Consider the following 25,069-nt stretch of genomic DNA (forward strand, 5'->3'; position numbering starts at 1 on the left):
ATTTTACCACGTAAAACCCAACTAGTAAGTGGTGTATAAATTACTTTATTAGCCGTTTCAAAAATATATGGCTTACCATTTGTATTAAAAATAATTACCATATGAATGTATGGAAAGTTTGTTGCTTGTTCAAGAGCCAGGCTTTGTTGATTGTGTGGATGGAAAAATAAAATCACTATCTTGAGGTTTATAACTAGCAATACTAAAAAGCTAACTAAAGACAGACAGTATAAATAATATAATAAAACGTATTAAATTCCCCCTTACCTGTAAATAATGTTATAAATTATAAAATAGCTACTTATAAAATAGTATTTGTAAGTAGCTATCTAAATGGGAAACTAGTCTTGATGAGTAAAAATAGAAGCAAACTTATTTTTATACATCTCTTTACTAGCCTTAACAAATCGAATTGTTTTGACAATACCTAACAGACTTGCTTGATGCATGCGATACAACAAGCGATGGATCATTAAAGCAAAGAACCCTTTAACTTTCATTTCGCCTTTACCAGCAATTTTAACCACACCTTGTGCTGTATCATGGAGAGAAATAATCGTTCCATTATCAACATAATTAAATGATTTCATGGGTTTATTATTTAACATGTTAATGATATTTTCATAACATATTTTTGCCATTTGATGTGCGGCTTGTGCAGTAGCTGGCGAGGCTCGCCCGCTGTTTTGCATAGCATAAGCACAGTCACCAATAACAAAAATATTATCATCGCGCGTTGTTTGTAATGTTGGTTTAACCACCAGTTGATTCGAACGGCTTGATTCTAAACCCGCAATATCTTTTAAATAGTCAGGTGCTTTTACGCCTGCAGTCCAAATCATAATATCTGCGCTAATAATATCGCCTTCCTTTGGATAAAAGCCGTCACTTTCCGCCTTGGTTATCATGGTTTTTGTTAATACATGAATACCACGTTTTTGAAGGGTATCGGTAATATTTAATGCCGTTTTTTCAGGTAAAGCAGGTAAAATACGGTCAGTTGCTTCAATAATAGATACATCAAGCAAATCAGAACACATTTTATTGCGTCCACAGTTACCAAATGTTTCAACCATATGAGGTAACTCAGAAGCTAACTCAACACCTGTTGCGCCACCACCAACAATAGCAATACGAATTTTATCTTCAGTCGTCGTTTCATGTTCATCAATAATTGAACAAAAACTAGCAAATTTTGTAATCAGTGTTTCACGTAGACGAATTGCAGCGTTTTGGTCATCTAAAAAGATACAATGTTCTTTAACTCCTGGTGTGCCAAAATCGTTTGAAGTACTTCCTATTGCCACAACTAATGTATCATATGGTACAGAAATAGATTCACTATTTGAATTCTCAATAATAACATGCTTTTCTTCACGATTAAGATTAGTAAACGTGCCTTGAATAAATTGAAAATGGTGTTGTTGTCCTTGTTCAGCATAATCAATTTTATCAGCTTGCTCATTTAGAATACCGGTAGCAACTTCATGTAATAAAGGTTTCCAAATATGATAAGTATTTTTATCTATTAGTGTAACCTCAGCTTGATCATTCTTCCCTAATTTGTCGCCAAGATCAGTTGCTAATTCTAATCCTCCTGCGCCACCACCAATAATAATTATTTTAACCATATTAAATACCTTAAATTTTTATTTTTTAATAGTTTACTAAATAAGTAGGTTTTTATCTATTTCATTTGACTAATATCACTTATAAATAAAACCTATTAAAGTATTATTTTATAATTAATAAAATTTATTTTAAGTAAATATAAAAAATCAGTTACCACTATAATAACTTAGTATTGATATTAATTCATTTTTAAATTAAATTGATATGCTCTGCGTAAATAAAGCAATTTTCGTATAATGGGAGAGAGTAAATTTTACATATGCTTATTTTACAAAGTATATAATAATTTTAATTCTCTATTTCTTATCTCTTTAATACCACTCTATACAAAATTTTATGAACAAAAAAGTTTTTACTATTATTGCGTTAATCGTTATTTTAATATCAATGACGATTTTAATTCGCTCACACAATAGTCAGTTTATCCTACAAGGTGAAGTTGATGCACCGAATGTTAACGTTGCGTCTAAAGCCAAAGGTAGAGTGCAATTTATTCATGTTCATCGAGGTGATGACGTTAAACCTGGTGATATTCTTATTACTCTCGATAGCCCTGAGCTTTTAGCTCAAGTCAAAGCGGCTGAAGCTGCGCGAGACCAAGCAAAAGCTCAATTAGCACTTTCGGAGCATGGAACTCGTGAAGAAAGCATTCGTTATTATGAAGCAATTCTTGAGCAAGCAAAGGTAACATATGATAATGCTTCCAAAGAATATGAGCGTAACAAAGCTATTTCGGCCAAAGGCTATGTTTCTCAATCTATCTTAGATAATGCTTTAAAAACACGTGACTCAGCTTTTCAACAAGTTCAATCAGCACAAGCTAATTTAGACCAAGCTAAAAATGGAGATCGCATTGAGCAACGTGAAATTTATGCTGCCAAATTGGAAGAAGCTGGAGAGCAACTTAAACAGCTACAAATACAATATGATGATTTACAAGTTAAAGCGCAAGTAGCAGGTGAAATTGGTTCTATTCCTGCTGAAGTCGGCGAATTGTTTAATGCTAACAGCCCATTGTTAACAGTGATTCAATTGCCTCAAGCTTATTTTGTATTTAACTTGCGTGAAGATATTATGTCTAATATTCGCAAAGGCGATCATATTATACTTGAAGTACCTGCACTCAATCACAAAGAAATTGAAGCCGAAATCCGTTATATAGCACCAATGGGCGATTATGCAACTAAACGTGCAACAAGAGCAACAGGAGATTTTGATTTAAAAACCTTTGAAGTCAGACTCTATCCTATTGCACCTGTTGAAGGTTTACGTGCAGGTATGAGCACATTATGGAAGCTAGACAAATAATGTTAGATTTCTGGCATCGTTTTAAAGAGGCGTTTAACGCCGAAATACCACAAATTTTTAGGCGATTTACCTTTCACTGGTTAATGTGGATTATGCCACTAATTATCTTTGTGTTAATTAGTAGTATTTTTTATCGAGGTGTATTATATGATTTACCAGTAGGTTATATTGATCAAGATAAGAGTACTTTATCACGCGAACTCGTGCGTAATCTTAATGCTGCAGCACATGCAGATCTTATCAATTATGATAGCCAACTTTTTGATGCTGAGCGTGATCTGCAAAAAGCAAAAATTTATGCGCTACTTTATATTCCACCTAATTTTGAAGCGGATGTATTATCAGGTCGCCAACCTACACCAATGCTTTACTATAATGCGTTATATTATAGTGCTGGATTATATTCGATCATGGATTATTCTGGGTTGATAACAACAATCAATACCCAATATCGAACCACCATGGCTACTAGTATTGGCATGCCAGTTCCCCCATTGGCAAAAGTTAACTTTAATTATGATGGTTTATTTAATGCTAGTGGTAACTCAATGTACTTCCAACAATTTTCCGCAGTAGTGCATTTATTGCAGCTATTTGTTGTAACCACAACAATTCACATTCTAGCACAGTTGCCAAAGCGAACTCGTCCTAGCTACCCTTTTGTTTTAGGGAAATTAGCACCTTATACAATTTGGTTTACTATGCTGCTTATTTTTGAAATTGCTATGCTCGTTTTGTTTTCTAATGCGCGTGTATCAGGTTCTCCGTTTGCCATGATGATAGTGGTATTTTTCTATGTTATTGCAGCACAAAGCATTGGTATTTTGCTATACACTTTTACTAAAACTCCTATTGATGCCTATACTTATATAGGTATTTTAGTTGGACTTGCATTAACTTATTCTGGTGTTGTTGTACCTGAACTATCCATGCCATGGATTGCTAGATTTATCTCTTCACTTGAACCATTAACTTATGCACTAAATAAACTGTTCGATCTGTTTTTGCGTCACTCTAGTTATTTGTCGGTGTTAAAAACATGCGGAATTTTAATGATCTATCCAATTATTATTACCGTGTTAGTCAGAAAGCGTCTAGTAAGACGTTTACATTCACAGTAAGAGGATAAATTTAGATGATTAAAATATTTTGGTCTTCATTTATAAAAATATTCTTTTATCTGTTAGGACGACCAATGTGGTTATTGTTACTATTGTCAGTATCATTAATGAGCCTTGTTTATATTAATGGAACTATCACTAATTTACCGATAGCAATTGTTGATCAAGATCATACTCCAACAAGCCGTGGTTTAATCCGCTCATTAGAAACAAGTTCAAAAATTGATACAATTATTTATGAAAGCTCTCTTCAGGCTTATGATGATATCAATAATCGTAAACTTTTTGCTGTGATCACAATTCCAAGAGATTTTGAAAAGCGTCTAATAAATGGTGAAGAAGTTACAATTCCTGCATATGGTGATGCTTCAAGTCGTTTAGCTAATGGTTTAATACAAGTTGATATAAAAGGGATATATCAGCAGATATTGACTGAATATAATACTAAAATAATGCGTAATAACGGATTTTCAGATAAACAGATCAATATTATTTTATCACCTATAAAAGGTCAAACCGAACCACTTTATAATGCAGGCATCAGTTTTGCCGCCATTACCTTTCCAGGTTTGTTAGTCATGTTGCTACAACACTCTTTTTTAATTGCTTCAACTCGTACTAATATCACCTTAAATTCGCTACCTCAAGGCAAACCGCCTAAAATTGTTGTCTTTGGCAGTTTATGTGGGTTATTACCTATTTGGTTATTTTTATCTATTGTATTATTTGGTTTATGGCCTTGGATACTTGGTTATCGGCAATTAGCTAGCATTCCCGAAATATTAATCATGACATTTCCATTATTGCTTGGGGCGCTAGGTTTGAGCAAATTACTAACAGAATGTTTACGCCGTACTGAGATGATATATCTTACATTAGCATTTTTAACCACACCTGTTTTCTATCTTTCAGGAACCATTTGGCCTATTGATGCAATGCCATTATGGGTGCAATGTGTTTCTTATTCTCTACCTTCAACTTGGGCAACCAATATGATTGCAGGAGTGAATCAAATGGGGTTAAGCTTATCAGATAACTGGCTAAATATATTTATGATACTTTTACTAGGAGTAATATATAGCTCGTTAGGTATTTTCATATCAGCCTTACGAGAAGGAAAAGTTAGAAGTATATTTAGAAAAATGAAAACGTTTCGATATTTAAAAATGCGTAGCTAAATGATAAATATGGGTAAAGTGCATATACGGAAAATAATCTGAGTTTTACTGAAGGAGCTTTTTATTACTAACACAGTGAATTGATTCAGTATTCCTGTTATTATGATTTATAGTTTTCACTAAAAATAATAACGCTTTGAATGTACAATAAATTTTACCCATGGATTATTAGTTTACGGTTAAAAACCATACCTCTTTCTCTTTCTGCGATATTAGTAGGTAATGCACTAGCTTATTGGCAACATCAATTTAGTTTTTGGATACTACTGTTTTCATTAATTACAGCATCATTGTTACAAATTCTTTCTAATCTAGCCAATGATTACGGAGATGAAATTAAAGGTAGCGATCAAAACAATCTTACTGCCCATAATCGAGGTATACAATTAGGCTTAATTACACTTAAGCAGCTAAAAATAGCGCTATGGATTAATATTTTTTTATGTATTTTATTTGGGCTGATTTTGCTTATATTTGCTTGTAATAATATTTATGAATTATTTATTTTTATATTATTAGGATTATTATCTATTGTTGCCGCAATAACTTATACCATGGGTAAAAAACCTTACGGCTATATTGGATTTGGCGATCTATCAGTACTTACTTTTTTTGGTTTGATTGGCGTCATGGGTAGTTTCTACTTGCAAACTAAGGTATTCTCTTTATCCATTATTTTACCTTCTTTAGGCTGTGGTTTGTTATCCGTTGCTGTGCTTAATATCAATAACCTTCGTGATATAGAACTAGATCGAAAAAGTAATAAGCGTACTTTAGTGGTAATGATTGGTAAATGTATGGGGCGATATTATCATTTATTGCTATTACTCATAGCATTTTGTTCGCTAAGTTTATTTGCATACAATAAATTACAAACAATCTGGAGCGGTTTGTTTATATTAACATTACCGTTATTTATTAAGCATATTTATATGGTTTTTCAATTTAATACGCACAAAGAAGGGGTACCTTTATTATTACAGATGGTCAAACTTGCTTTATTGACTAATTTACTTTATTGTTTGGGGATTATTTTGAGCTAGTTCACGTTTATTTAATTTTAATATCATTTTACTTGGTATTAGCGTTATACTAAATAAACTTATATATCACAGCAAAAGGAGACTTGATAATGGAGTTTGATACTTCAATTCTTTGCGATTATTACCCAGAAGATGTTAACGTAGTTGAACCAATATTTAGTAATTTTGGTGGCGTAGCATCGTTTTCAGGTCAAGCTGTAACAGTTAAATGTTTTGAAGATAACGGCTTACTATACGAAATTTTACAATCAGACGGCTCAGGAAAAATCCTTGTTATTGATGGGGGAGGCTCTGTTCGTCGAGCGCTAATTGATGCAGAGCTAGTAGATATTGCTGTTCAAAATCAATGGGAAGGAATTATTGTTTATGGTGCTGTTCGCCAAGTTGATTATCTAGCTGAAGCCGATATTGGCATTCAAGCTCTAGCTGCTATTCCTGTTGGTGCTGAAGATCAAGGCATTGGTGAAATTGATATTCGTGTTAATTTTGGTGGAGTGACTTTCTTCTCAGGTGATTTTGTCTATGCTGATAACACAGGTATCATCCTATCTGAAATTGCTCTTGAAATTGAAGATAAATAAAAAATAGTGTGAACCGCTGGTACTTATCGGCGGTTTTTATACTTAAACGTATAATTACCGGAAACTTTTTGACAAAAAAATCTTTAATTTTAAATCACTCGATTACGAATATAACCACCTGTTACCGTCTTTATTAAACCTTCTAGTTCCATATCTAATAATTTGACGCTCACTTCTGAAATCGACATATTTACTTGTTGAGCAATAATATCAACAGGGATAGGTTGATGATGAATCACAGCAAAAATTTCAGGATACAAAATAGAATTATTCTGTTCTTCTTTAAGCTGATTACACGAGCTATTTACTACTGATAAATAACTATAATAATGCTCTAAAATATCAACTGGTTTAGAAACTAAATAAGCGCCTTGTTTAATTAAATAGTGAGTTCCACTACAGTTTTCATTGTTAATATCACCTGGTAAGGCAAATACATCTCGATTTTGTTCAAGTGCATAACGCGCAGTAATTAACGAGCCGCTTTTTTCTGAAGCTTCAACCACGAAAGTTCCTAAACTTAACCCGCTAATAATTCGGTTCCGACGAGGAAAATAGACGGATCTGGCTTTTTCAAATGGAAAAAATTCGGACACAATAGCCCCACCTTGCTCCAAAATATCATTGGCTAAGTTTAAATTTGATCTCGGTGCAATTTTTGCTAAACCGCTGCCTAACACTGCGATGGTATGACCCGATACTTCAAGTGCGCCACGATGGCAAATAGCATCTAATCCAAGCGCTAAACCGCTGGTAATTGTTAAACCATTAATAGCTAATTCACTAGCAAAATATCGTCCCCACTGTGCTCCATATTCACTAAATTCACGACTTCCAACCATAGCTAATTGAGGTGAATGTAATAACTGTCGATTACCTAAAATAAACAACAATAAAGGCGGAGAACAAATTTGTTTAAGTAATAAAGGATAATCGTTATCACAATAAGCAATAAGGTGTTTTTGTGGGTGGGGTGATTCTAACCATTGAAGTATTGGCTCTAAATGAAGATATGATGTTTCATAAAAACGCACTATTTGAACATCCGACAATCCTAGTTTATTTAACAAACAAGGCACATTTTGTATGCTACTTGGTAAACCGTTAGCAAAAAACTGTCCAATTTTTTCAAAAATATTTTGTTTTCCATATCCAACCATTGAAATTCTTAATAAGAATTCATATTTACTCATCATAATCTTTCCGCACTCGTTTTAAATGATTTAGATATCTTGAATTGATAAGATAAATGCTACCAATAGCCAACAAGGGCTATTCATCAGTATGATAAATGTTTACAATGAGCAATAATTTGAATAAACCCGAAATTTGAGGAGTAGATCGAAGAATTTATGGCTATTTTACCGGTATTACGTTTTCCTGATGAGCGACTTCGCAAAGTTGCTAAGCCTGTTACCAAGTTCACCCCTGAGCTACAAACGATCATTGATAACATGATCGAAACCATGTACGACGAAAACGGTATTGGGCTTGCAGCAACCCAAGTTGATGTACATGAACAAATTATTGTTATTGATGTATCAGAAGATAAAAGCCAAGTTTATGTGATCATCAATCCTGAAGTGATAAGCCAAGAAGGTGAAACGGGTATTGAGGAAGGGTGCTTATCGGTTCCTGATTGTCGTGGATTTGTGCCAAGAGCAGAAAAAATCAAAATTAAAGCTCTAGATCGCCATGGCAATCCTTACGAAATTGATGCCGATGAGTTACTTGCTATCTGTATCCAACACGAAATGGATCATTTAAAAGGTAAACTCTTTGTTGATTACCTTTCACCATTAAAACGTCAACGAATTGAACAAAAAATGAAGAAACTTGCTCGTGAGGAGCAACGGAATCAATAAAATTAACCGCCACAGTGATTGGCGGTTAACCTATCTAAAGATAACTATTTAGCAACAATTACCATCGCAGGACGAATTAACCGGCCATTTAAGGTATAGCCTTTTTGGATGGTATTTACTATTTGACCTGATTGATGTTCTGGTGATTCAACCATACTAATTGCTTGGTGCACATCAGGATTTAGTTGTGAATCTTCAGTATTAATCACTTCAATACCAAATTTTTTGACAGTATCTAGGAATGATTTTAATGTCAGTTCTAACCCTTCAACAGTAGCTTTATGCTCAGGGTTGGTTTTATCTGTAGATTCTAAAGCTCGTTCTAAATTATCAATAACGGGTAATAATTCATTAGAAAATTTTTCTAGCGCAAATTTACGAGCTTTATCAACATCTTGTTCAACACGTTTACGAACATTATCAATTTCAGCTCGCGCACGAATCATGGCTTCGCTTTCATTTTTTTTAGCTAACTGTAATGCTTGCTCTAGCTCTACAATACGTGCATCTTTTGCGTTTAATTGCTCTTCTAGACTTGGTTGCACTGGAGCTTCTTGCTCTGTTGTTTCTTCAGCTGGTGTGTCAATGTTAGTTTCATTTTCTGACATATTTTTATCTTGCTCTGTCATAAGGTACTCCAAATAATGTAGTCGAAAACTTAGTGAATTACGGTTATTATGGGGACAATTTTTATGATTACAAGCTTATCAGTAAATTGATATGTAATTTTTTGACCTGTGACGAAAAAATACATATCGTTTATATAAAAGAATAACAAGGATATTTTATGAATACACCTTTTAAATGCATTGGTCTCATTGGACTTCCTCGTAAATTAGAGGCAATCGAAACTCATCAAGTGCTTTATGATTGGCTTGTTAGTCTTGGTATTCATGTGCTAGTTGAAGATCGCTTAGCGGATCATATTCAATTTCCAGTTAGCCATTACGCTTCGTTAGAAGCAATTGGTGAACAAGCTGACCTAGCCATTGTTGTGGGTGGTGATGGAAATATGCTACGTTCAGCTAGGTACTTGTCACACTATAAAATCAAAGTGATTGGTGTTAATCGAGGTAATCTCGGTTTCTTAACGGATATCTCGCATGAACAAGTAATTGAACAATTAAGTCCTGTTATTGCCGGTGAATATGAGGAGGATCCTCGTTTCTTATTAGAAGTTTCCATTTATGATAATGGTAATTTGATTAATTCGAGTTTCGCCGTAAACGAAATTGTCGTCACTCCTAACACTGTAGCGCATATGATTGACTATGATGTTTACATTAATGAACGTAATGCGTTTTCACAGCGAGCTGATGGGTTAATTATTGCAACGCCAACAGGCTCTACCGCTTACTCGTTATCGGCTGGAGGTCCTATTTTAGCGCCTCATTTAGATGCATTAATTATTACGCCAATGTTTCCGCATTCGTTAGCAGTTAGACCTTTGGTTATCAAAGGCAATAACCCAATTCATCTTAAATTTCCAACTACTGCGCTTGATTTAAATATTGCCTGTGATAGCCAAATTATTTTACCGGTCAAACCAACGCAAGATGTGATTATTCGCCGATCTTTATATGAATTTAATTTAATTCATACCAAAGATTATGATTATTTTAATAATCTTTCGACTAAGTTAGGATGGTCGCAAAAGATGTTTTAATCTATTTTTGTAAAAAACTTTCAGGAAAGTATGCGTTTTAGTATAAGATTACATCTTAAATAACCAATGTCATGATATAAACGGTGAATGATGAAAAGATAGCTGCAATCACATCATCCACCATAATACCAAAACCGCCAGGTATACGTTTATCAAACCAACGAATTGGCCACGGTTTTGCCATGTCAAAAATCCTAAATGCTACAAAGGCTATCGCAATCCACATAACAGAAAGTTGTGGAATAAAAAATAGGGTGATCCACATGCCAACAAATTCATCCCATACTATATGCCCTGAATCGTGCGTATGGGTATCATCCGATGTTTTTTGACAAATAAAACAACCAAAAATAAAAGTCACTAAAATAAATACCCAGTATAAAGCTGGTTGTAAACCATAAAATAATAGCCAAAGTGGAATCGCCATTAACGATCCCATTGTTCCGGGCATAATTGGAGATAAACCACTACCTAGTCCTACAGCTAAAAAATGAATGGGATTGGTTAACTTGAGGAATTTTTTAAAATCTTTATTTCGTTCTTGTTTTGTCATAATCTAATATTCTTTTAAATAAAATTTGCCGACATTAAGCCGGCAAAAAGAAAGTGCCTAATTTTTTAGCTAAGCATTTAAGTATCGATTATGGCAATATTATTCATCTTTGGCTAATGTTGCAACCATTACCGCTTTAATGGTATGTAGCCTGTTTTCGGCTTCATCAAAAACAATACTATGTTCAGATTCAAACACATCATTAGTCACTTCAAGTCCATTGGTTAAACCATATTGAGCTGCCATCTGTTTACCGACGGTAGTGTTCATATCATGAAAAGCGGGTAAACAGTGCATGAATTTGACATTTGGATTATTGGTAAGTTTAATAACATTTTCATTCACTTGATAAGGTGTTAATAATTTAACACGCTCATCCCAAACTTCCTTAGGCTCACCCATTGATACCCATACATCAGTATATAAAAAGTCGACGTCTTTAACTCCTTTGGCAACATCTTCGGTTAAGATAATTTTTGCCCCCGTATTTTTTGCTATATCTTGGCACTTTTGTACGAGTTCGGCTTCGGGATGACAGACCTTTGGTGCAACTAAACGAATTTCCATTCCCATTAAAGCCGCACCTTCCATTAACGAATTTCCCATGTTATTACGGGCATCGCCTAAATAGGCAAATTTAATGCTACTTAATGGGCGATTGCCTATATGCTCTTTCATTGTCATAAAATCGGCTAAAATTTGGGTTGGATGTGCTTCGGTCGTTAGGCCATTCCATACTGGTACACCAGCATATTGGGCTAATGTTTCAACGATCTCTTGGCCATAACCACGATACTCAATACCGTCATACATTCGACCCAGCACGCGTGCGGTATCCGCAATTGATTCTTTATGACCGATTTGACTACCACTTGGTCCTAAATAAGTGACATTTGCACCTTGATCAAATGCACCAACCTCAAAAGCACAACGTGTACGGGTGGAGTCTTTCTCAAAAATTAATGCAATATTTTTACCAATCAAATGTTGTTGTTCTTGCCCTTGTTGTTTGGCTTGTTTTAATTCGATAGCAAGATTAATTAATTGATTGATTTCGGTAGGGGTAAAATCAAGTAATCGTAAAAAATGACGCTGATAAAAACCGTGCATGATATAGCTCCTAATAACCGTAATGATGTAAATGATTCTATTTGAATAATTATGCAAATTCAAGTTAAACATCATAATAACCCTAACATTTTACCTTTATGTTGAGGTAAGTCTCAAAAATTAGACTTAATTATTAAAATAATTTTTATAATATTGCTTTTTTTGTACAAAAAAGTGTAATAAAATGACCAAATATTGTATCTTTGTAGCTAGGTAAAATTGAATTTTTATTCAAAATTCATGATAATTCATTCAAAGGATCTTTTAGTCATGCAAACTTATGCCCTCCTTATGTTACAAGATGGTTCGCAATTTATTGGGAAATCAATTGGTGCTGATGGTCAAACAGTTGGGGAAGTGGTATTTAATACCTCAATGACAGGTTACCAAGAAATTCTTACCGATCCGTCTTACTGTGAGCAATTGGTTACATTAACCTACCCGCACATTGGTAATGTAGGAACGAATGATACCGATGCCGAATCGAACCAAGTTTATGCAAAAGGTTTGATTATTCGTGATTTGCCATTATTAGCTAGCAACTATCGAAGTGAACTCTGTCTTTCTAGCTATTTAAAAAAACATAATGTTATTGCCATTTCGGATATTGATACGCGGCGCTTAACCCGTATTTTGCGTGAAAAAGGTGCACAGCATGGCGTCATCATAACAGCAACGGACAAAACGGCCTTACTTGAAAAAGCCGAAATAGCTAAACAGCAGGCAATCAATTTTAAAGGATTAAGTGGGCTTGATTTAGCTAAAGAAGTGACTTGTTTGACAAGTTATATTTGGTCACAGGGCATGTGGACAAGGCAACAGCAACAGCCTGCTCCAAAACCAGAAAGCCAATTACCATATCATGTTGTTGCTTACGACTTTGGTGTAAAACGTAATATTTTGCGAATGTTAGTTGAGCGTGGTTGTAAATTAACCGTTGTACCAGCAAAAACGACAGCAAAACAAGTCCTTGCTTTAAAGCCCGATGGGATCTTTTTATCTAATGGCCCAGGAGATCCTGCACCTTGCAGTTATGCGATTGATGCCATTAAGCAGTTTTTAAACACAGATATTCCTATTTTTGGCATTTGTTTAGGTCATCAACTTCTTGCGCTTGCTTGTGGTGCTAGAACTATCAAAATGAAGTTTGGTCATCATGGTGGTAATCATCCTGTTAAAGATCTAGAAAATAATAAGGTAATGATCACTGCACAAAATCACGGCTTCGCTGTAGATGAAGCAAGCTTACCAGCTCATTTACGAGCGACGCATAAATCACTGTTCGATGGTTCATTACAAGGCATTCATCACAATCAAAAACCGGCTTTTAGTTTTCAAGGTCATCCCGAAGCCAGTCCTGGGCCTCATGATGCAGCATCGCTTTTTGACCACTTTATTGAGTTAATTAAAATTTATAAGCAGGAGCAATAATCATGGCTAAGCGAACAGATATAAAAAGTATACTAATTATTGGTGCTGGCCCAATTGTTATTGGTCAAGCATGTGAATTTGATTATTCTGGTGCTCAAGCCTGTAAAGCGCTGCGTGAAGAAGGTTATCGTGTTATTTTAGTTAACTCTAATCCAGCCACTATCATGACAGATCCTGAAATGGCTGATGCCACTTATATTGAACCCATTCATTGGACAAGCGTTCGTAAGATTATTGAACAAGAAAGGCCAGACGCCATTTTACCAACCATGGGCGGTCAAACAGCGTTAAACTGTGCATTAGAGCTTGAAAGACAAGGTGTATTGAAAGAATTTAATGTTGAAATGATAGGTGCAACAGCAGATGCTATCGATAAAGCCGAAGATCGAAAACGCTTTGATGAGGCGATGAAAAAAATTGGTCTTGATACCGCTCGATCAGGGATTGCTCATTCACTTAAAGAAGCTTACGCCGTTCTTGATCAAGTTGGTTTTCCTTGCATTATTCGTCCATCATTTACCATGGGGGGCACTGGTGGCGGTATTGCTTATAATACCGAAGAGTTTGACGAAATTTGTACTCGAGGACTTGATCTTTCGCCAACCAATGAACTACTTATTGATGAATCATTAATTGGTTGGAAAGAATATGAAATGGAAGTAGTTCGAGACAAAAATGATAACTGCATTATTGTTTGTTCAATTGAAAACTTCGATCCAATGGGTATTCATACTGGTGATTCAATTACGGTGGCTCCGGCACAAACCTTGACTGATAAAGAATACCAAATCATGCGTAACGCTTCGATCGCGGTACTGCGTGAAATTGGTGTTGAAACTGGTGGCTCCAATGTACAATTTTCGGTTGATCCAAAGACAGGGCGATTAATTGTTATTGAGATGAATCCACGGGTGTCACGATCATCTGCCTTAGCTTCGAAAGCAACGGGCTTTCCTATCGCGAAAATCGCCGCCAAACTGGCTGTCGGTTATACGCTTGATGAATTATCTAATGATATAACAGGCGGAAAAACCCCCGCTTCATTTGAACCGTCAATTGATTATGTTGTTACCAAAATTCCACGCTTTAATTTTGAAAAATTTGCTGGTTGTAACGATCGTTTAACCACACAAATGAAATCAGTTGGTGAAGTGATGGCCATTGGGCGTACCTTCCAAGAATCAATACAAAAAGCGTTGCGAGGGCTTGAAGTTGGCGCTTCAGGATTTGATCCTAAAATTGATAATTATACTGATGAAAAAAATATCACCAAAATTCGTTATGAGCTCCAAGAAGCGGGCGCTGATCGGATTTGGTATATTGCTGATGCTTTTAGGGCAGGATTCAACTTAGAAGATATCTTTTTACTAACCAATATTGATCGTTGGTTTTTAGTACAAATTGAAGAGTTGGTTAACCTTGAAAATAAGCTAAAGGAACAATCACTTGCACAGCTTGATCAAGAAACATTGTGGCAATTAAAACGTAAAGGTTTTTCTGATTTACGCATCGCCAAACTGCTTAATACCACAGAACAAGCTGTTCGCGATTTACGTCATCAATATCAAATTCACCCTGTTTATAAACGTGTTGATACCTGTGCGGCTGAATTTGCAACAGATACCGCTTATCTTTATTCAACCTATGAGCAAGAGTGTGAAGCTAATCCTCAATTTAGCCGTAAAAAAATTATGATCCTTGGTGGTGGTCCTAATCGGATCGGACAAGGTATTGAGTTTGATTATTGCTGTGTACATGCGGCATTGGCACTGCGTGAGGATGGTTATGAGACCATTATGGTTAACTGTAATCCCGAAACGGTTTCAACCGATTACGATACTTCTGACCGCCTCTATTTTGAATCTGTCACGCTTGAAGATGTGCTTGAAATTGCACATGTTGAAAAGCCAAATGGTGTTATTGTGCAATACGGTGGGCAAACACCGCTAAAACTTGCTCGTGCGCTTGAAGCAGCAGGGCTACCAATTATTGGTACCTCACCTGATGCTATAGATAAAGCCGAAGATCGTAAACGCTTTCAAGAAGTCGTCGATAAACTGAAATTAAAACAACCTGTCAACGCCACAGTGACCGATATTAACGAGGCTGTCATTGAAGCAGAAAAAATAGGTTATCCATTAGTGGTTAGACCTTCTTATGTATTAGGAGGTCGAGCAATGGAAATTGTCTATAATGAACAAGATTTAAGGCGTTATTTTAAAACAGCGGTAAGCGAATCAAATAATGCACCAGTCTTACTTGATCACTTTTTAGATGATGCAATTGAAGTTGATATTGATGTAATTGCTGATGGTGAGCAAATCCTGATTGGTGGCATTATGGAACATATTGAACAAGCAGGCATTCACTCTGGTGATTCCGCTTGCTCACTACCAACACACACATTAACTGCAGATATTTTAGACAAACTACGACAACAAGCCAAACAATTAGCACTTGAACTCAATGTAAAAGGTTTAATGAATGGGCAATTTGCGGTGAAAGATAATCAAATTTATTTGATCGAAATCAATCCTCGTGCAGCTCGTACTGTACCTTTTGTCTCAAAAGCAACGGGTTTACCACTGGCGAAAATAGCGGCTCGTGTGATGACGGGGCAATCACTTGCCAAGCAAAATGTGACTAAAGAGGTGATTCCTCCTTATTATTCGGTAAAAGAAGTGGTATTACCGTTTAATAAATTCAGTGGTGTCGACCCAATATTAGGTCCTGAAATGCGCTCAACAGGTGAAGTAATGGGAATTGGTAAAACCTTTGCTGAAGCCTTTGCTAAAGCTCAGCTAGGTAGTTTATCCAATATGAAAAAATCAGGGAAAGCATTATTATCGGTTCGCGATCAGGATAAAACAAGGCTGTTAGAGGTAGCTAAACGGTTAATTACTCATGGGTTTAGTATTGATGCAACTATTGGCACGGCAAAGGTATTACAACAAGCAAATATACCATGCCAAGTCGTAAAAAAAGAAAACGAAGGGCGACCAAATATCCATGACCATATAAAAAATGGCGAATATAGCTATATTCTTAATACCACCTCTGGGCGAGCAGCTATTGAAGCCTCAAAAGTATTACGTCGAAGTGCCATTCAATATAAGGTACATTACGATACCACGATGAATGCTGCTTATGCTACAACTGCAGCGCTAGATTACGATCCGGCACAAACTGTAACGCCATTACAGCAACTTTATTGCTAATCACAAAGATAAAGACGAGTATCACTCGTCTTTAAAAATTCCATCCACAATATAATAACTTAGAAATCATGAAATTGTTCTTAATAAACAATAAAATGCTCGTTTTTGATACAGAATAATGTTAATTTATTTGCTATATTTCAATCAATTTAATTAGTTATTATCATGGATATGATTCATTCTTCTGATCTAAAAGACATTCAATTAATTACGGCTATTTCTGCATTACTACATGACCTTGGCAAAGCAACAGTTGGCTTTCAAGATAAATTAAATAAAGGTCTTGTTGCTGCTGATCCTTATCGTCATGAATGGATTTCATTACAACTATTTTTATTGATGATTCAAGGCTGTACTACCAATCAAGCTGTATTGGAGCGCTTAGCAAATTTTACTGAATTTCAAAATCAAAACCTAGATTGGCATAAAGAATTAACCAAAATTGAATATAATGATCTCACAATATTACCAATATTAGCACAATGGATTGCTTGGCTTATAGTTTCGCATCATAGAATGCCATTTTTTGTACTCGTAGAACCAAAAGATTTTAAAGGTATGCAAAATGATGATTTTGATATTTCTAAGTTAACGATAGATAGCTTTTATGAAAATCTAACTGCAGTTGAAGGATGGGTTAAAAACAATTTTAGTCAGTATCCTGCACCTGAAAATTTCTGGGAACTTCAAGATAGTGTAACAAATAGTAAACTGTGGCTACACAAACTAAATGAATATGCTACAGCAGGTTTAAATCAAGAATCATTAATACAGTTAAGCCAAGTAGATCCTTTTTTATTACATATTTCGCGCTTATGTTTGATGACGGCTGATTACAATTATTCCAGTTTGCCACCTATAGCTAAAAAGAATAATTACCAACAAACACTAATTGCCAACACCTATCTAGGTGAAGAAGGCAAGCAAACTAAGCAGTATTTGGATGAACATTTGTTAGGTGTTGCTGAATATTCAGAGAGTTTTGCTAACTTATTAACTAAAATTACTACCCAACTCCCTACAATTAATCAACACAAATATTTTACTGAACATACAACTGTCGAACGCTTCCAGTGGCAAAATCATGCTTTTGATTTAGCAAAAAGTTATCAAAACGTCTCCGATGAATGTGGCTTTTTTGGTGTTAACATGGCATCGACTGGCTGTGGTAAAACCTTAGCCAATGGGCGGATTATGTATGCGCTTTCAAATCCAAAACGGGGCGTGCGTTTTACTATTGCATTGGGATTACGTGTTTTAACGTTGCAAACAGGTAAAGCATTAAGAGAAAGATTACACTTAAGTGATAAACATCTGGCGATTTTAGTTGGTGGGCGTGCCACAAAAACCTTGTTTGAACTGAGTAGTGAAGACATTGAACAAAACGATTCTCAAAAAAAATCAGAAAACCAAGGTAGTGAATCTATCGAATCGTTACTTGATGAATATATTGATGTAGCAGAAAGTGGTATTGCTGATAGTGAATTAGGTACTATTATCGAAGACAGTAAAGCACGGCAATTACTTTATGCGCCTATTGTGACATGTACAATTGACCATATTATTCAAGCTAGCGAATGTAGCCGAGGCGGTAAATATATTGCACCCACGTTAAGATTGTTAACCTCAGATTTGATTTTAGATGAGCCAGATGATTTTGATCAACACGACTTGCCAGCGCTAGCGCGTTTAGTCCATTTAGCTGGATTGTTTGGGAGCAAAGTACTGCTGTCATCGGCGACCTTAACGCCAGATTTAATTGCCGGATTATTTGACGCTTACCAAGCAGGGCGAAAAATTTGGAATCAAAATAACCAATATGCCGATAATACCATTATATGTGGTTGGTTTGATGAATATGAACAGTCGATATCACAAATTGCTGATACTAAAACGTTTAGCGATCACCATCAACAATTTGTAGCAATGCGCATTCATCAATTAGCACAAAGTGCAATCCGCCGTAAAGGGCATATTTTAGATCTACTAAATTACCAAGAAAATAAAACAGAAAACCAAAAAATTAATTATGGTGTGCTAGCTAAACAACTATTAGATCAAGCTTATCAATTTCACCAAGATCATCATCAAATTGATAAAAAATCACAAAAAAAGGTAAGTATCGGTTTAATGCGTTTTGCCCATACAGAAGATGTTATTTCACTTACCGAACAAATTTACGAACAAAAGAAGTTACCTAGTGATACTGCTTTTCATATCGTGGTTTATCATGCTCGACAACTGCTGTTATTGCGTAGCCAATTAGAAGAAAAACTTGATAGAATTTTAAATCGCAGTGATGAACAGGCACTATTTAACCAACCTGAAATTTGTCAAGCTATAAAAGGTAGCAAGAAAGAAAATCATATCTTTATTGTGATTGGCACACCAGTCACCGAAGTCGGGCGTGATCACGATTATGATTGGGCGATTGTCGAACCATCATCCATGCGCTCTATTATTCAGTTAGTAGGGCGAGTATGGCGTCACCGACCACAAAAAATTGCACAAAAGGCCAATGTGGCCATATTAGGCTCGAATTTAAAAGCGATTGAATCTAAGTATCGTACGGATAAAGCCTGTTTTACTAAACCAGGTTTTGAAGAAAAGCCATTATTCTTGCTGAAAACCCATAAAACAAATGAACTAATTCCAGCTTATCAGTTAGTTAATATTGATGCGGTTCCACGTATTAAGTCCTGCCCTGAAGATGGGCTAACGCTAGCTGAATTAGAACATAAGGTCATGGCAGATCTTTTTGCAATTAATGCCCGTAAAAGTAATTATGTGACCAGCTATTGGCAACAAGGCTTAGCTCATCACCATTGTGTGCATTTACAGGCGATTTCGCCATTTAGAGGAAATGATAAGACACAAGATGAATATATTTGCCAACTCGACGACGATGGCGATTATCAATTTAGCTATGCAGATATCGCATGGCAAACACCAGATGAGCGCTGCGAAGATACACAAAATAGTATAATTGAATATAAAAATTGGTCATTTGATAATCCTAATATTCAACCGTGGCTAGTTAATAGTGTCGGGCAAGCCATAGCAAAAATAACCGAATATTTCCCAAATAAAACGCCATATCGATTAGCGAATGAATTTTGTAGCGTAAGCTTATATCGTAATAGCAGTTGGTATTTTCATCCTGATTTAGGATTTTATGAAAAGAAAGGATAAAAGAATATCAGTTTTTATACTGAAACACATAGTTACCTGAAACTTTTTGACAAAATATCGTCAGGTGAATAATGGTTGCTAGTAAAAGTGAGGTAATTCTTTTATACTGAGCTTTGACAGCCGAATAGGTTGCTGAGAAATGTTAAGTATTTACTTTTCTTTGAAGTGAATTTTACCGCTGAATAAGCGGTCTATAAAAGTGTTAATCTCGGACAGTGTAAATTAGCTGGTTTTATTTATAGCATTGATTTTTTTTAAATTATCTTTTTTGCTTTTATATAATACTCCTGTTAAGTATTATTTTTTCTTTGTTTCTTTCTTTTTTGTGTTTTATTTTTAGGTTATTTTTTGTATTATTTGCTTGATTTTTAGCAAAGATTATTTTATTCTAATTATATTAAAATTTAAGATAAATAAGGAAGGTCAATGAATAACATATCTTGGCAAGATATAAGAAAAGTAATTTTAGATTTTCTGCAACAACGGCTTGCCAATAATAGTAATTATAAAACTGAAACGTCTAAGCTAGAAAAAGCAAAAAAGCTAGGTGATCAGGTCGCAGTGAATGAAGCTCAGCAAAAATTAGATGAATTAGCCAAGCGATTTGAATTTGAAGCGTGGATGGAAGATGCAGCTATTCGTCGTATTTCATGGCTTATTATTGCAACGCACCTCTCAAAAGGGATTCACCCAAGCTCAAAGGCTTGTAATGCAAATTACAATACACAGATAAAGCCTAATAATCTGAATAATTTAGTATCATCTGCTACAGTGAACTCTTTGCCTTTTGATGCCAGTGGCGCTGCGGCTTTAGATATATTTGGGCTTTTAAACCAAGTCGTTAAAAATGATATAACAATTTTACAGCTTATCATTAATAATCACTCTGCTGTTCAAGAAGCTTTATCTGATGATAAAAATAAATCTGCTCTTTATTTGGAAAATTTTCAGCAGTTACTTAGAGATAATTGGAGTGATGCGCAGGCTTCAGAACTTAATAAGCAATTTTTCTGGCCGAATAGTGAAGAAACTTATTTGTCACAGCATGAAAATAATTACCGCTTACTGATTCCACTACATCCTAGTGCTTTATGCCATTTAGTTTATCAAAAGATACAAACCAGATTTTCGGAAGAAAATAAAAATGCACGAGAATTACGTAAAAAAAAGAATGTTGAGCATCAGCCCTATTTTTCTTTTCATGATTTAGCCGTTGTTAAACTAGGTGGCAGTAATGCTCAAAATGCAAGCCAACTTATTGGTAGTCAAATGGGGCGTAATTTTTTATTACCATCTATGCCTCCTATATTTCAAAAATCTCAATTCCCATCGATTTCTAAACAGCAAGAAACTATTTTCAATCATACATTGCAATATTTCTGCCGATTTGGTTTTAAACTACTATTTGATATGGTTGAATCGCCAAAAAATATTGTAGAAGAACGAGATGATCGTAAAGATGCTCTTGCGGTGATTTTATCATTACTACTTAAGTTTGCTCGTTATATTCAAACTACTCAACCAGCCGGTTGGAGTCGTGATTATTCACTTAATTTTAATGAAAAACTTTGGCTTGATCCACAGCGAGCCCAATTAGAGAATGAAGAGGAATTTAAAAAGCTGTATGAACAAGGCGATTGGCAACAAAGTTTAGAAAAGCGTTTTGCAACTTGGATTCAAAATGCCTTAAAAGAAAAATTTAAAAATTTTAAACAACAATTTGCTGATCCTGAATTTAGCGAATGGCGCCGTGAATTTAATGCAGCGGTAAAAGCAAGTCAACGTAAAAGGGAGGGGATATTTTAATGGCATCATTACGTTATTATTTATTATTTGATCATGTCAAAATCCATAATGCCAATGCGATTTCTAGCCCATTAACGTATGGATTCCCAGCTATTTCGGGGTTTTTAGGCGCTATTCATGCTTTAAGTCGTAAAATTGAATCAGAAAATCCTATTTACTTAGATGGCGTGTTAATTGCATGTCATGAATGTGATGTACAAGTTTATCGACCAAACAACTATGCGGATTATACTTTTCGATTAACACGTAATCCACTAGCTAAAAATGGTAGTACTCGTTCAATTATTGAAGAAGGGCGAGTTCATCTGGATGTTTCATTAGTTGTAGAAGTAAAAGTGCGGTCTCGGTCTTGTTTGAATAAATCTGAAGATAAAGAAGAATTTATTACACAGATGAAGAATAAGTTATACCAGCAACGTATAGCTGGTGGATATGTAGAATCTATTGAATCGGTAGAATTATTCCCTGCCTTTAAATCTCATGATGATTTAATTAAAGCTTTGTTACCAGCATTTGTTTTAGTTGAAGCACCACAAGATTTGCAAGATATTACTGCTGAATTACAGCAACAAGATCCTAATGCTACAGCGCTTGATGCCTTGATTGAGACAGCGATATTGCATCATCATCCACAAGAAAAAGATCACTGGCAAACCACATCGGTTAAGCAAGGTCGTGGTTGGCTTGTCCCTTTACATTTGGGCTATCAAGCTATTTCACCGTTATTTTCAGCAGGTAAGGTTGAACATGCGCGCAGTAATGAGCATGCCACGCAATTTGTGGAGTGTATTTATGGGCTTGGTAAATGGGTCTTTCCTTTACGCTTGAAAAAGAGTTTATCACAGGCTTTTTGGCGTTATAAATGCAGTGAATTGCAATCTAATGATGCAGAAATTTATATTATCAATCAAGAAACTAATTAAGTAAATTTAGAAAATTATAGATTAAGGAATACATTATGAGTAAAGATAAAATGACAACGGCAAGCGTACTTGCTTTTGAACGTAGTTTTGATATTTCAGATGCAATTTTTGCACAGCAAAGTAGTACGGATACCAATAAATTATCCCCTGTTGTAGTTACTGAAAAATCAGTTCGAGGCACTATTTCAAATCGTCTTAAAAATGCAGTGGCAAACGATCCAACCAAATTAGATGCTGAAATACAAAAACCAAATTTACAAACGGTAGATGTCGCTTCGTTAGATGCCGATAAAGATACTTTGGTAGTTACATGGAGCTGTAAAGTGTTGCCATTTTTAGGTAAACCATCAGTATGTAATGATATCGAATATCAAAAAGAACTAGAAAAAACAACGCAGGGTTATATTCAAACGCAAGGATTGACAGCACTAGCTAAGCGTTATGCTATTAATATCTTAAGTGGCCGTTGGTTATGGCGTAACCGTATGGCAGCAGAGCAAATTAGCCTTTCGATTACTCGAAAAGATGAAAAAAAACCAATGATTGAAGTCAGTGATGTTAAACAATATCAACTAAACTCATTTGATTATGATGATAAATCGGTGAATGATCTTGCTACACTGATTGAAGCAGGATTATGTGGTAAAGAGTTTGTGATTTTTAACGTTGAAGCCAAACTGAAAATGGGCTTAGGTCAAGAAGTCTACCCGTCACAAGAATTAATTCTAGATACTGGCAAAACTAAAAGTAAAGTATTGTATGAGAAGAACAAACAAGCCGCCATGCATTCACAAAAAATCAGCAATGCAATTCGAACTATCGATACTTGGTATGACGATAATGCTCAATTCCCAATAGCAATAGAACCGTATGGCTCGGTGACATCAATGGGGCATGCTTTCCGACAACCAAAACAGAAATTAGACTTTTATACCTTATTTGATAATTGGGTATTAAAAGGTGAAAAACCATTGCTTGAGCAACAACATTATGTGATTGCGGTATTAATTCGTGGTGGTGTTTTTGGTGCTAGTGGCAAGGAGTAAATTATATGCACTCACACTATTTAGAGCTGCGAGCTATTTCGCAAATTGAGATAACCGAGGTGGACGTGATTAATCAAGTCATGCAGTCACTTCACCAAATCTTGGTTAATCAACAAGGAAATATCGCAATTAGTTTTCCTTGTTACAATGTGCACCGAACATTAGGCGGAGTGATTCGCCTATTTGGTACCGAGCAGGAATTGCAAAAACTTAAAGCAGATATACAGCAAAAATCATCGATAAGTGATTATGCTTTATTGATGCCTATCACAACAGTACCGGCAACGATAAAAGGCTATTTGCATTTGAGTCGTGTTAATCCTAAAGGTCAGAGTGCGTTAAGACGTGCCGAAAAAAGATTAACAGCACAAGGTAAATGGACACCTGAAGTGAAAAATAAAATGGTTGAAAAATGGGGAAGCGTTCATTTGCAATACCCACATCTTCATTTGAATAGTAAAAGTACAGGTCAAAGATTTATTTTGTGGTTAAAACAAGAAAAATGCCCAGAGCCAGTGCAAGGCACATTTAATAGCTATGGATTAAGCCAAACAGCCACTGTTCCTGATTTTTAAATCATTAACCCTTTTTTTGGGGATAATTTTAACATATTGATTATTATTGATATTAAAATAGACTCAAAAAAAGGGTAAAAATTGGGAAAAGTGCAGTATGCTCTTTTACAATAAGGTCCTATTGAGATAAAATTCTACTCCAATGCCGTATAGGCAGTTTAGAAAACGTTACCTAAGTTTTTTATATAGACATTATTCTTCAATGCCGTATAGGCAGTTTAGAAAAAATCCAGTTGACGACGAACACGCTATTGTGCCTTCAATGCCGTATAGGCAGTTTAGAAAAAGCTCTATCAGCAAAAATAAAAATGACGCCACTTCAATGCCGTATAGGCAGTTTAGAAATGTTCGTTTATTTTTAACGACTCTTGCATATCCTTCAATGCCGTATAGGCAGTTTAGAAATCACGATATTCTTCCTTTGTCATTGCCAACAACTTCAATGCCGTATAGGCAGTTTAGAAAAAGGGTAGTTAGAGGATCAAGATTAGGAGACCCTTCAATGCCGTATAGGCAGTTTAGAAAATGTAAAGTTAAACGTGCATCAATAGTAGACACTTCAATATCGAGTAGGTGGTCTTTTTTGTATAAAAATAGAAATTTCTGTATAACTGGTTGATTTTAATAAAAATAAAAAATTAAATAAAATCAATACTCTACCTGAACGATTTTATGGGCGTAATACATCCCATAACATGGTAAGGATTATATGTTCATTGGTTGTTAGGTAATTCACTAATTCCTTGGTTTAGAAATTATCACCAATATTCATGATATTCACAAAAGTTAAGGCTTACAAAACCTAACACCGTATTCTAATT

19 protein-coding genes and 1 CRISPR repeat array are annotated in these 25,069 nt (G+C 35.3%); of the genes, 14 read left to right on the forward strand and 5 right to left on the reverse strand.

All coding sequences use genetic code 11. From position 1 onward, the window contains the following. Positions 1-341: 341 nt before the first annotated feature. Complete coding sequence (locus A9G44_RS06305) at positions 342-1,631, reverse strand: NAD(P)/FAD-dependent oxidoreductase (protein ID WP_065609875.1); 1,290 nt, start codon at positions 1,629-1,631, stop codon at positions 342-344. A gap of 337 nt (positions 1,632-1,968) precedes the next feature. Here A9G44_RS06305 and A9G44_RS06310 point away from each other — a divergent pair, with 337 nt between their 5' ends. The 5 genes from A9G44_RS06310 (at position 1,969) to rraA (ending at position 6,863) form a co-directional block, all read left to right on the forward strand. Further along, positions 1,969-2,940: an HlyD family secretion protein gene (locus tag A9G44_RS06310; protein WP_065609877.1), complete on the forward strand. Its 972-nt coding sequence runs from the start codon at positions 1,969-1,971 to the stop codon at positions 2,938-2,940. After that, on the forward strand, positions 2,940-4,061 hold the full coding sequence (locus A9G44_RS06315) for an ABC transporter permease (protein WP_143426328.1): 1,122 nt from the start codon (positions 2,940-2,942) through the stop codon (positions 4,059-4,061). Before A9G44_RS06310 ends, A9G44_RS06315 begins: the two co-directional genes overlap by 1 nt. A 17-nt stretch (positions 4,062-4,078) precedes the next feature. Continuing rightward, a complete protein-coding gene (locus tag A9G44_RS06320; protein ID WP_065561699.1) occupies positions 4,079-5,239 on the forward strand; it encodes an ABC transporter permease in 1,161 nt (386 codons plus the stop codon). 140 nt (positions 5,240-5,379) lie between these two features. Next, complete coding sequence (locus tag A9G44_RS06325) at positions 5,380-6,282, forward strand: 1,4-dihydroxy-2-naphthoate polyprenyltransferase (RefSeq protein WP_034909388.1); 903 nt, start codon at positions 5,380-5,382, stop codon at positions 6,280-6,282. An 89-nt stretch (positions 6,283-6,371) separates the two neighbouring features. After that, entirely contained in the window at positions 6,372-6,863 is a 492-nt protein-coding gene (rraA, locus tag A9G44_RS06330; RefSeq protein WP_034909391.1) for a ribonuclease E activity regulator RraA, read from the forward strand. Positions 6,864-6,952: 89 nt separating this feature from the next. Here rraA and dprA read toward each other — a convergent pair whose 3' ends face one another. Further along, the gene (gene dprA, locus A9G44_RS06335; RefSeq protein WP_143426327.1) at positions 6,953-8,059 is read right to left on the reverse strand and encodes a DNA-processing protein DprA; all 1,107 of its coding nucleotides are present in this window, start codon (positions 8,057-8,059) and stop codon (positions 6,953-6,955) included. Positions 8,060-8,215: 156 nt separating this feature from the next. On the opposite strand from dprA, the gene def reads away from it, so the two are divergent. Next, the gene (gene def, locus A9G44_RS06340; RefSeq protein WP_065605826.1) at positions 8,216-8,728 is read left to right on the forward strand and encodes a peptide deformylase; all 513 of its coding nucleotides are present in this window, start codon (positions 8,216-8,218) and stop codon (positions 8,726-8,728) included. Between the two features lie 44 nt (positions 8,729-8,772). Here def and grpE read toward each other — a convergent pair whose 3' ends face one another. Then, positions 8,773-9,357, reverse strand: coding sequence for a nucleotide exchange factor GrpE (grpE, locus tag A9G44_RS06345; protein WP_065561641.1), 585 nt, complete (start codon positions 9,355-9,357; stop codon positions 8,773-8,775). 158 nt (positions 9,358-9,515) lie between these two features. On the opposite strand from grpE, the gene nadK reads away from it, so the two are divergent. Next, complete coding sequence (gene nadK / locus A9G44_RS06350; protein ID WP_034947324.1) at positions 9,516-10,394, forward strand: NAD(+) kinase; 879 nt, start codon at positions 9,516-9,518, stop codon at positions 10,392-10,394. 55 nt (positions 10,395-10,449) lie between these two features. On the opposite strand, the gene A9G44_RS06355 is transcribed toward nadK, so the two are convergent. Continuing rightward, a complete protein-coding gene (locus A9G44_RS06355; protein ID WP_034947327.1) occupies positions 10,450-10,947 on the reverse strand; it encodes a phosphatidylglycerophosphatase A family protein in 498 nt (165 codons plus the stop codon). A 99-nt stretch (positions 10,948-11,046) separates the two neighbouring features. Then, complete coding sequence (gene argF, locus A9G44_RS06360; RefSeq protein ID WP_065609883.1) at positions 11,047-12,057, reverse strand: ornithine carbamoyltransferase; 1,011 nt, start codon at positions 12,055-12,057, stop codon at positions 11,047-11,049. A 270-nt stretch (positions 12,058-12,327) separates the two neighbouring features. On the opposite strand from argF, the gene carA reads away from it, so the two are divergent. From carA to cas6f, 7 genes are all read left to right on the forward strand, one after another. Beyond that, positions 12,328-13,488: a glutamine-hydrolyzing carbamoyl-phosphate synthase small subunit gene (carA, locus tag A9G44_RS06365; RefSeq protein ID WP_065609886.1), complete on the forward strand. Its 1,161-nt coding sequence runs from the start codon at positions 12,328-12,330 to the stop codon at positions 13,486-13,488. A 2-nt stretch (positions 13,489-13,490) separates the two neighbouring features. Then, a complete protein-coding gene (gene carB / locus A9G44_RS06370) occupies positions 13,491-16,706 on the forward strand; it encodes a carbamoyl-phosphate synthase large subunit (RefSeq protein ID WP_065609888.1) in 3,216 nt (1,071 codons plus the stop codon). A 171-nt stretch (positions 16,707-16,877) separates the two neighbouring features. Next, positions 16,878-19,898: a type I-F CRISPR-associated helicase Cas3f gene (cas3f, locus tag A9G44_RS06375; protein ID WP_081298278.1), complete on the forward strand. Its 3,021-nt coding sequence runs from the start codon at positions 16,878-16,880 to the stop codon at positions 19,896-19,898. A 426-nt stretch (positions 19,899-20,324) separates the two neighbouring features. Continuing rightward, positions 20,325-21,704: a type I-F CRISPR-associated protein Csy1 gene (gene csy1 / locus A9G44_RS06380; RefSeq protein WP_065609892.1), complete on the forward strand. Its 1,380-nt coding sequence runs from the start codon at positions 20,325-20,327 to the stop codon at positions 21,702-21,704. Further along, a complete protein-coding gene (csy2, locus tag A9G44_RS06385; RefSeq protein WP_065609893.1) occupies positions 21,704-22,627 on the forward strand; it encodes a type I-F CRISPR-associated protein Csy2 in 924 nt (307 codons plus the stop codon). The genes csy1 and csy2 overlap by 1 nt, the downstream gene beginning before the upstream one ends. A gap of 35 nt (positions 22,628-22,662) precedes the next feature. Further along, positions 22,663-23,673 carry a type I-F CRISPR-associated protein Csy3 gene (gene csy3 / locus A9G44_RS06390; protein WP_065605842.1) on the forward strand — a complete coding sequence of 337 codons (1,011 nt, stop codon included), beginning with the start codon at positions 22,663-22,665 and terminating at the stop codon, positions 23,671-23,673. Between the two features lie 5 nt (positions 23,674-23,678). Beyond that, complete coding sequence (gene cas6f, locus A9G44_RS06395) at positions 23,679-24,248, forward strand: type I-F CRISPR-associated endoribonuclease Cas6/Csy4 (RefSeq protein ID WP_065561650.1); 570 nt, start codon at positions 23,679-23,681, stop codon at positions 24,246-24,248. A 137-nt stretch (positions 24,249-24,385) separates the two neighbouring features. Further along, positions 24,386-24,773: direct repeats of the CRISPR family, unit length 28 nt; unit sequence CTTCAATGCCGTATAGGCAGTTTAGAAA. Positions 24,774-25,069 lie beyond the last annotated feature (296 nt).

The organism is Gilliamella sp. Occ4-3 (assembly GCF_001690675.1).
Taxonomy (GTDB): domain Bacteria; phylum Pseudomonadota; class Gammaproteobacteria; order Enterobacterales; family Orbaceae; genus Gilliamella; species Gilliamella bombi.

Coding starts and splice junctions, on each gene's coding strand:
- csy3 (WP_065605842.1), top strand. CDS start 22,663: ATGAGTAAAGATAAAATGACAACGGCAAGCGTACTTGCTTTTGAACGT.
- A9G44_RS06325 (WP_034909388.1), top strand. CDS start 5,380: ATGTACAATAAATTTTACCCATGGATTATTAGTTTACGGTTAAAAACC.
- A9G44_RS06315 (WP_143426328.1), top strand. CDS start 2,940: ATGTTAGATTTCTGGCATCGTTTTAAAGAGGCGTTTAACGCCGAAATA.
- carB (WP_065609888.1), top strand. CDS start 13,491: ATGGCTAAGCGAACAGATATAAAAAGTATACTAATTATTGGTGCTGGC.
- def (WP_065605826.1), top strand. CDS start 8,216: ATGGCTATTTTACCGGTATTACGTTTTCCTGATGAGCGACTTCGCAAA.
- cas3f (WP_081298278.1), top strand. CDS start 16,878: ATGATTCATTCTTCTGATCTAAAAGACATTCAATTAATTACGGCTATT.
- cas6f (WP_065561650.1), top strand. CDS start 23,679: ATGCACTCACACTATTTAGAGCTGCGAGCTATTTCGCAAATTGAGATA.
- grpE (WP_065561641.1), bottom strand. CDS start 9,357: ATGACAGAGCAAGATAAAAATATGTCAGAAAATGAAACTAACATTGAC.
- A9G44_RS06305 (WP_065609875.1), bottom strand. CDS start 1,631: ATGGTTAAAATAATTATTATTGGTGGTGGCGCAGGAGGATTAGAATTA.
- csy2 (WP_065609893.1), top strand. CDS start 21,704: ATGGCATCATTACGTTATTATTTATTATTTGATCATGTCAAAATCCAT.
- rraA (WP_034909391.1), top strand. CDS start 6,372: ATGGAGTTTGATACTTCAATTCTTTGCGATTATTACCCAGAAGATGTT.
- dprA (WP_143426327.1), bottom strand. CDS start 8,059: ATGATGAGTAAATATGAATTCTTATTAAGAATTTCAATGGTTGGATAT.
- A9G44_RS06355 (WP_034947327.1), bottom strand. CDS start 10,947: ATGACAAAACAAGAACGAAATAAAGATTTTAAAAAATTCCTCAAGTTA.
- A9G44_RS06310 (WP_065609877.1), top strand. CDS start 1,969: ATGAACAAAAAAGTTTTTACTATTATTGCGTTAATCGTTATTTTAATA.
- nadK (WP_034947324.1), top strand. CDS start 9,516: ATGAATACACCTTTTAAATGCATTGGTCTCATTGGACTTCCTCGTAAA.
- csy1 (WP_065609892.1), top strand. CDS start 20,325: ATGAATAACATATCTTGGCAAGATATAAGAAAAGTAATTTTAGATTTT.
- argF (WP_065609883.1), bottom strand. CDS start 12,057: ATGCACGGTTTTTATCAGCGTCATTTTTTACGATTACTTGATTTTACC.
- carA (WP_065609886.1), top strand. CDS start 12,328: ATGCAAACTTATGCCCTCCTTATGTTACAAGATGGTTCGCAATTTATT.